This window comes from Leptospira ainlahdjerensis (genome assembly GCF_016919175.1).
Taxonomy (GTDB): domain Bacteria; phylum Spirochaetota; class Leptospiria; order Leptospirales; family Leptospiraceae; genus Leptospira; species Leptospira ainlahdjerensis.
Genome location: NZ_JAFFPU010000045.1, coordinates 26364 through 33812, shown reverse-complemented (window position 1 = coordinate 33812; position 7449 = coordinate 26364). Strand labels below are relative to the sequence as shown.

The 7449-nt window shown below is 41.9% G+C and carries 7 protein-coding genes; 4 read left to right on the top strand and 3 right to left on the bottom strand.

What is annotated here, in order from left to right:
• The first annotated feature begins 176 nt into the window (after nt 1-176).
• The 4 genes from dnaJ (at nt 177) to JWG45_RS13705 (ending at nt 3330) form a co-directional block, all read left to right on the top strand.
• Entirely contained in the window at nt 177-1301 is a 1125-nt protein-coding gene (gene dnaJ, locus JWG45_RS13720; protein WP_205280267.1) for a molecular chaperone DnaJ, read from the top strand.
• Nucleotides 1298-2395 carry a Gfo/Idh/MocA family oxidoreductase gene (locus JWG45_RS13715; RefSeq protein WP_332476588.1) on the top strand — a complete coding sequence of 366 codons (1098 nt, stop codon included), beginning with the start codon at nt 1298-1300 and terminating at the stop codon, nt 2393-2395. The genes dnaJ and JWG45_RS13715 overlap by 4 nt, the downstream gene beginning before the upstream one ends.
• A gap of 24 nt (nt 2396-2419) precedes the next feature.
• Nucleotides 2420-2968, top strand: a complete 549-nt coding sequence (locus JWG45_RS13710) for a YqgE/AlgH family protein (protein ID WP_205280265.1) — start codon at nt 2420-2422, stop codon at nt 2966-2968.
• 65 nt (nt 2969-3033) lie between these two features.
• On the top strand, nt 3034-3330 hold the full coding sequence (locus tag JWG45_RS13705; protein ID WP_205280264.1) for a hypothetical protein: 297 nt from the start codon (nt 3034-3036) through the stop codon (nt 3328-3330).
• Between the two features lie 89 nt (nt 3331-3419).
• Here the strand turns inward: JWG45_RS13705 and JWG45_RS13700 are convergent, their stop codons facing one another.
• The 3 genes from JWG45_RS13700 to JWG45_RS13690 form a co-directional block, all read right to left on the bottom strand.
• Nucleotides 3420-3956: a DUF1564 domain-containing protein gene (locus JWG45_RS13700; protein ID WP_205280263.1), complete on the bottom strand. Its 537-nt coding sequence runs from the start codon at nt 3954-3956 to the stop codon at nt 3420-3422.
• A 131-nt stretch (nt 3957-4087) separates the two neighbouring features.
• Nucleotides 4088-6625: an ABC transporter permease gene (locus JWG45_RS13695; RefSeq protein WP_205280262.1), complete on the bottom strand. Its 2538-nt coding sequence runs from the start codon at nt 6623-6625 to the stop codon at nt 4088-4090.
• Nucleotides 6622-7380, bottom strand: a complete 759-nt coding sequence (locus JWG45_RS13690; RefSeq protein ID WP_205280261.1) for an ABC transporter ATP-binding protein — start codon at nt 7378-7380, stop codon at nt 6622-6624. The genes JWG45_RS13695 and JWG45_RS13690 overlap by 4 nt, the downstream gene beginning before the upstream one ends.
• Nucleotides 7381-7449: the final 69 nt, after the last annotated feature.

The following is a 7449-nucleotide window of genomic DNA, read 5'->3' as shown; positions in this document are numbered from 1 at the left end:
AAACGGGCGCCGACGATGATTATACTGTTGGGGATCATGATAAAAAATAAAAACTTTTAGTAGCCCACCCCGCGTCCCCCTAACGGCTAACGCGGGAATTCTTGAAGACATCGAAGGTGTTGGATTCGCAATCAAACTTACCCAATAAGAATCAGCGCTGTACTTGGAATTAAACAATGAGTGAAAGAAGTTATTACGATATTCTTGGAGTTTCCAAGACGGCTAACGACGAAGAGATCAAATCTGCTTATCGAAAGTTAGCAATCAAATATCACCCGGATAAAAACAAAGGTGATAAGGAATCCGAAGATAAATTTAAAGAAGCCACGGAAGCATACGAAGTTCTTCGCGATGCGAAAAAACGTCAGGCCTATGACCAATTCGGAAAAGCAGGTGTTGGTGCGGGCGGTGCCGGATATGGGCAAGGCGCGTACACTGATTTCTCCGATATCTTTGGGGACTTTGGCGATATCTTCGGTGATTTTTTCGGAGGCGGACAAGGTGGTGGACGTTTCGGAGGAAGCGGAAGAAGATCCGGCCCCCAAAGAGGCTCCGATCTACGCTATAACTTAGAAGTCTCTCTCGAAGACGCCGCTTTGGGACGAGAATACAAAATTGAAATCCCAAGATTAGAATCCTGTCCGGATTGTAGCGGATCCGGCGCGGCAAAGGGAAGTTCTCCCACAACCTGCGCAGATTGCGGCGGCTCCGGTCAGATCCGAAGAACTCAGGGATTCTTTTCCGTTGCGACAACCTGCCCTACTTGTAGAGGAAAGGGGACCACGATTTCCAACCCATGCAAGTCTTGTAATGGACAAGGTCTTCAAGAAAAAAGAAGAACCATTAATATAAAAATTCCGCCGGGAATCGAAACCGGTTCCAGATTAAAAGTTTCCGGAGAAGGCGAAGCTGGACCTAACGGCGGACCGCACGGAGATCTCTACGTAGTAACTCATATCAAAAAACACGAGCTATTCGAACGCCAAGGGAACGACTTAATTCTTACTCGTAAGATAACCTTGGCGCAAGCCATCTTGGGCGCGGAGATCGAGGTTCCGACTATAGACGGTAAAAAAGCCAAGATGAAAATTCCAGAAGGAACGGAATCAGGGCAAGTCTTCCGATTGAAAGGACACGGGATGCCGTATCTCGGCGCTTACGGTAAAGGAGATCAACACGTTATCGTAAGAATCGAAATTCCGAAAAAGATAACGAGACGCCAAAGAGAATTGATCGAAGAATTTGCCAGAGAATCCGGAGAGAACATCCCCGGTTCCAAGGGAAAAATTTTCACTAAATAAATAAGAGAACTCGGCCTGAAGAATTCGAATCAAAAAAAGAACTTCAGGCTGTTTTTTTATCATCAAAAGAAGCCTGGGAATTCCCCAAAGAACGCAGAAACAAGCGTAAGAAAAAAGGACAAAAAATGACAGAAAGAGTAAAACTCGGTGTGATCGGAACCGGACACATGGGTCAGTATCATGTGAATGTAGCAAGAACTCTAGGAGACGCCACTCTCACGGGAATCTACGACGCAGATTTAGAAAGAGCGAAGCTGATGGCCGAAAAACATAAAACTTCTGCATTCGCTTCCTTTGAAGAATTAATTTCAAAAGTTGACGCAGTCATCATCGCAGTTCCAACCTTCCTTCATCACGATATCGCCAAAAAGGCCTTGGAAGCCGGCAAACACGTATTAGTCGAAAAGCCGATCGCAGAAACAACGGAACAGGCAAAGGAACTCGTAAAAATCGCCGCCGATAAAAACTTGGTTTTATTAGTTGGACACGTAGAAAGATTCAACGGCGCAGTATTAGAATTAGGTAAAATCGTAAAGGATCCGTTACTGATCGAATCCAGAAGATTAGCTCCTTTTAATCCGAGAATCAAGGACGTCGGAGTCGTTCTCGACATGATGATTCATGATATCGATATCGTATTGAATCTAGTCAATTCTCCGGTAAAGAAGTTGTCCGCATCCGGAACGAAAGTCCAGTCGAATCACGAAGATATCGCCAACGTATTATTAGAATTTGAGAACGGATGTCTTGCGAGCATCACCGCTTCTCGTGCGACCCAAGCAAAGATTAGAACATTGAACATCACTCAGAAAGACGTTTATATCATGTTGGATTTTACGGATCAAGAAATCGAACTTCACAGACAAGCGACGTCCGACATTCTTCTTTTATCTGAAGAAATCAAATATCGTCAAGAATCGATCGTGGAGAAAATTTTCGTTCACAAAGATAATCCGTTAAAACAAGAACACGAGCACTTCATCAGGTGTATCAGAAAAGAAACCGATCCTATCGTAAATAGGGATTCTGATGTTGCTACGCTGGAAATCGCGTATAAAATTCTTTCCGAAATCCACGGAACGTCTAAAAAGTAAGAATGGTCTAAACCGGTAAAACGAATGGAAGAAACGTATAACGGAAAGATTCTAATTTCCAATTCCTCGATCGTGATGGATTACTTTAATCAAACGGTAATTCTCATAATAGAACATGATAACCAAGGCGCCTTCGGTTTGGTATTGAACAAAAAACAAGAGGCGGCCATCGGGGACGTGATCCAGGGAATTCCCGACCAAGTCAGTCGTAGTCTTCCGATTTACTCGGGCGGCCCTGTCGATCCGACTTTCATTTCGGTTCTTCATGAAAATAACGACATTTCGCAACCGGGAATCGAAGTGATTCCTGGTTTGTTTCTCGCAAGAAGTTTCGACACTTTGTTGGAATTAATTGAATCCCCTTCTAAATTTCACGTGTATCAAGGTTATTCCGGCTGGGGCGCCGGACAATTGGAAACCGAGATGAATCGAAAGTCTTGGGTTGTACACGAAGCGACGAAAGACTTTGTTCTGAATCAAGATCCAGAGACCACCTGGCAAGAAGCCTTGAGAAGTAAGGGTGGAATCTATCGTTATTTCGTAGAACACACGAAAGACCCGATGTTGAATTAAGATTCAAATTTTGCCTTTACAGAGATCGAAGAATTTTTATGATCAGATTCCGGTAGGGGAATTTTATGAAAAAGTTTCAGAACTCAGTTTTGATCGCCGTTATTTTAGTTTCTTTCTTCTTTTTGAAAGATCTTTCTGCAGACGGTTGTTATATTTGCACTTCCGGATCTGCGGATATTTGCAGAGATTATTGCAGATATACCGGCTCCGACACTTTTGATAACCGAAAGAAATGCCAAGATAAAGGCTGTAAAGTCGGCGGAACCGCGTCTTGTCCTTCCGCTTCCAACTATAAAGTCTGTTCTGCGAAAACTCAATTCCCAAACAATCAGGAATTCTTCGCTTCTAATCTAAAAGAATAGGATTCTTTTTCCTAGAGGACAACAAACGGTCCTTTAGGAAGATATTTCCTCAATTTCAAGGAACTCTAAAAATGTTTCGGACAAGCTTTCTAAGTCTTTAACCACGGAAAAGTGGAATCAAAGTAAGCTTGAAGCGGGTTTGGGTCGAACTGAAGTAGACGAATCACTTTGTTTTGTGTGATTTCTAGTTGCCAGATATATCTGTAAACGTTGTGAAAGGTAGGAACTCCTCTATTTAAAACTTCCACGATAAAATCTCCGACTCCAGCCTGATCCAAAGACAGCAAAAAATTAAAAAGAAAACAACGAGATACACCATGAGAATGGGCTAATACACCTAGAAAAGCCCAATACCCGGTCCCCATCCTTACATTCAGCTTTTTCAGCTTCCCTTGCTTTTTCTGATAAAGTGTCGTGATCCCCTTCTCGTTAAACCGAGGTTGGGTGCACATATACTTACCATATCTCCTCAGAAGATACGGTAACTTTTTCCCCAAAACCTTTCCTTCTTCTTTCGAAAGACTTTCGAAATAAAACTCCGGCACAAGCAGCGTAACAACTCGATCTTGACTTTCAGTCATGGCCGATTCTATACTTTCATCGGAATTGAGAAAAATTTGTTCCATACCTCTTACGGTTCCTTTTGGATTCAGAACATCCCCTCTTTTGAAAAAAAAACCAAGAGATGCTAAAAAAAATAATCGAAGAATTCTAATCGTACGAAGAAAAGATTCTCCACAAAGAATTACAAAAAAGATTACATAGCTTTCATAAAACTTGCCGGCGGCTTTTTCCATTCTCCCCTAAGGTTCAAATAGTAAACCGAGGTCGTAGCAAAAATCGTAAATAGATAAGCAAATAAATATTCAAGAAATGGATGCGACGGTTGAATTTCCAAAACCTTCTGACTGATCAATTCGTTTGCTCCCCATGCCAAGAGCAAAGCCAAGGAAAAAGAAAAAGTGCCTAAAAGAATCCCTTCCCATAGAAAAACTTTTTTTAAAAAATTCGACGTGCCTCCGATTATCCTTAACAAGGTGGTTTCTTCGATCCTTTCCTTTCGGCTCGAATTCAATGCAGTCAATATCAGCAACAAAGAAGAAACTAAAATCAACCAAGTCATCAATCGAATTGTAAACGATATCTTCTCTAAGATTCCCAGGAAGGCACGCACCGCTTTGTCCGTATCGATGATCGTCAGATTCGGATATTTTGAAACCAGGTTCTTCTGCAAATCGTATCTCTTTTCTTCGGATTCGATCCGAAGCGAACTCAAATAATATCCGGGAGCCTTCTCCAAAATTCCTTTCGAAAATAAAACGACGAAATTTGGACGCATATCGGCCCAGTTTACGGTTCTAAAGTTGCGGATCACACCCGTAACCTCGACGCCTCCAATCAAAAAGGTCAGACTGTCTCCTAAATTGACCTTCAAATAAGTGGAGAATTCTTTCTCAACCGAGATCTGATCCTCTTCTCCTTTTCTCCAAAAATCACCGTCCACAATCTTCTCGGTCGGATACGGATCGTTACGATAAGAAAGAAAATATTCCCTTGTTCTCGCGGTCGACCTCCAATCTCTTTTTAATGCCGAAGATTCGGTTTCGTCCTTCTTCACAGTCTCGCCGTTGATCTTAGATAATCTCGCACCGATCACCGGAGCAACGATCACCTTCTCCGCATCAAATTCTTTCACAACTTCCTCAAAATGTTCCTTCTGTTCGGGACGAATATCCATCACAAAAAGATTCGGTCGCCTCTCCTTATCCTTAGCTCCGCTGTATTCTAAAAGGCTTTCGCTTACGATCAAAGATAGCAGAAGAATGAACAAGGAACTCGTAAGGCCGATCACGGATAAAGAAAGAGTTGTTCCCGGACGGTCGAACTTTCCGATGATAAATCTTGAAAAAGGAGTCAGATCGCTCCTTTCTTTAATCTTAGAAATAAACATTCTAATTCCTGAATATACCAAGAAGACGATCAAGGGAAGAACGAGAAGAATGGAACAAAGAATCAATCCTTTCCAAAAACTTTCCGTTTCCCACCAAGCTAAAAGAAAAAACAACAAAAACAGGATCGTATATCCAAAAACCTGAGTGATTCTAAACTTAGGAATTCGATTGGCTTCCTCTTGAAATTCCTCTCTTAACGCAAGAATCGGTTTTAGTGTTCGGATTTCTACGAGCGATTCGATGGAAGAAAAGAATGGAATCAATATACCGATCAAAAGTCCCCATAAAAAGGAAGTCCATCCGATCGTCGGTTTAAACCCGAGAAGTTCCTCTCCCGCGAGATCGGGAATCCAACCGAGCAATATATTTCCCAGGCCGATGCCAAGAATGGAGCCGATCAGTGAAAAAAATAACAACTCTCCCAAAACGATAAAACTTACCGTTTTAGGACTTGCTCCTAAACATTTCAAAACGGCAAGAGCACTCGACTTTTCTCGAATCCCTGCACGGCTCGCGAGAAGAATCGAAATTCCTCCCAAAAAGAAAGCGGATAAACCGAGCAAACTGAAAAAATCCAAAGTATTCGTTAAGAACTTTCGAGAACCGGAGTTTGTTTCCGTAGAATCGTAAAGAGTTAAGTCTTTTTGAATATAGTCCTTAAAATGAAGTTCTTTATATTTGCTCGCAATGCTCGGATCCTTAAGTTTAATCGGAACCAGATAACTGATTCTCGAACCTCTTTGTTCCAAACCCGTGGAAGCCAATGACGAAGAAGTGATGATCGAAGTAGGAGCCATGGAAAGAAAACTTCCCGCGATTCCGGGTTCTTTGAGAACCTTTCCCTTCAGTACAAAATTTCTTTCCCCCAGAGAAACGAAAGAACCTACTTTGAGCTTTAGATTCTTAATCAGACTTTCTTCGAGTAGAATCTCCCCTTCCTTGAGTTTGCGATAAGCTCCCGGAGGTTCCGTTAGAATTTCTCCATAATAAGGAAATCTTCCCTTCATCGTTTTGATAAGCGACAAAGAAGTTTCGTCATTCTCCGGATTTCGAAGCATAGAAGCGAACTGCACGAGTTCCGATGTTTCCGATCCCTTTGGAAGACTTTGGGACATAAATTCTCTTTGTTCCGAAGTGATCGGCGAAGGGGTTTGAACCAAAAGATCGGAACCCATGAGGTTACGAGCTTCCTTTAAAATGGACCGGCTCAATTCTTCTCTATAAGCATGAATCGCAGTAACAGAGCCGGTCCCGATCGCGATCGCCAACACTATCTGCAACGCAGAACTTTTTCTAGAACGAAAATCACGAAGGATCGATTGAATTAATAATTTCAGTTTCATCTTTTTTTCTTAGAAACCTTTTTCTTCGCGGACTTCACCGACTTCGCGGAAACTTTCTTTTGAAACCGATTCTTCTTGCCTTGAATTTCTCGAATGATTCTTCCGTCGCTCATTTCTAAAACACGATCCGCAAGATCGGCGACGGAATGATCGTGAGTAACGACGATCAACGTGGAAGAAGTTCTTTGATTCAACTCGGCGAGAAGTTTCATCACCATCTCACCGTTCTTCTTATCTAAGTTTGCAGTCGGTTCGTCAGCAAATAAAATTTTCGGATTGTGAATGAAAGATCTTGCGATCGCAATTCTTTGTTCTTCTCCTCCCGAAAGTTGTCCCGGAAAATTTGAAGCTCTTTCTTTCATGGAAACTTTTTCCAACCACGAAAATGCTTGATCCCTTATTTGAGCCGTTGTCAATTTTGAATTTAAAACAAGAGGTAAAGAGACATTTTCCAACGCATTGAGCGATTTGATCAGTTGAAAATTTTGAAAAATAAATCCGATTTTTTCTCCTCTGAGTTTTGCGAGTTCGTCTTCCTCTTTTTCCAAGAGAGGAATCCCGTCTAAGATCACTTCTCCCTCGTCCGGACGATCCAAACCTGCTGAAATAGCAAGCAATGTGGATTTTCCGGAGCCGGAAGGACCTATAATTGCGATGAATTCTCCTTCTTCGATCTGAAAAGAGATGTCTTTTAATATTTCGAGTTTTTTTCCCGAAACTGAATAGGACTTATTGAGATTTTTTACCTTTAACAAACGCGACACCATCCTTGTTTAGTCGAGAAAGAAATATATTTCCAATCAATCGGCTTTCATACATTGGAA